Source organism: Vibrio sp. 1580, assembly GCF_033340055.1.
The window spans coordinates 1-558 of record NZ_JAWOVT010000577.1; the positions used below are offsets into that span (position 1 = coordinate 1).

Genomic DNA, 558 nt, shown 5'->3' on the forward strand with positions numbered 1-558 from the left:
AGGCCCGTTAAACGGACCTTTTTCAATAACTTAGCTCAGCTCGTTCTTATTGCTCAGCTTTGTCATTCTCAACTTTTAGTAGCTCAACTTCAAATACAAGTGTTGAGTTTGCAGGAATGCTGGGCGTGTCTTGGTCACCGTATGCAAGCTCTGGCGGGATAACAAATTTGAATTTAGAACCCACTGGCATTAGCTGAACACCTTCTGTCCAACCTGGGATAACACGGTTTAGAGGGAACGTTGCTGGCTCACCACGATCGTAAGAGCTGTCGAACTGAGTACCGTCAATCAACGTACCTTTGTAGTGTACTTGTACAGTGTCAGTGTCTTTTGGCTTCTCGCCTTCAGCAGGTGTGATTACTTGGTATAGAAGACCTGTGTCTGTTTTCACTACGCCTTCTTGCTTTTCGAATTCCGCACGGAAATCATCGCCAGCTTTTTTCGCTGCCGCTGCTTTTTCTGCTGCTTGTGCTTGCATCTTCTCAGCAACACGCTTGTCTAGAGACTCTAGAGCAGCACGTGTTTCTTCTTCGTTTAGCTCTGCGTTGCCTTTAAAGA

1 protein-coding gene is annotated in these 558 nt (G+C 46.1%); it reads right to left on the bottom strand.

What is annotated here, in order from left to right; genetic code table 11:
- Window positions 1-46 precede the first annotated feature (46 nt).
- A partial coding sequence (locus R7093_RS27250) for an FKBP-type peptidyl-prolyl cis-trans isomerase (RefSeq protein WP_318147280.1) occupies window positions 47-558 on the bottom strand: 512 nt, incomplete at its 5' end.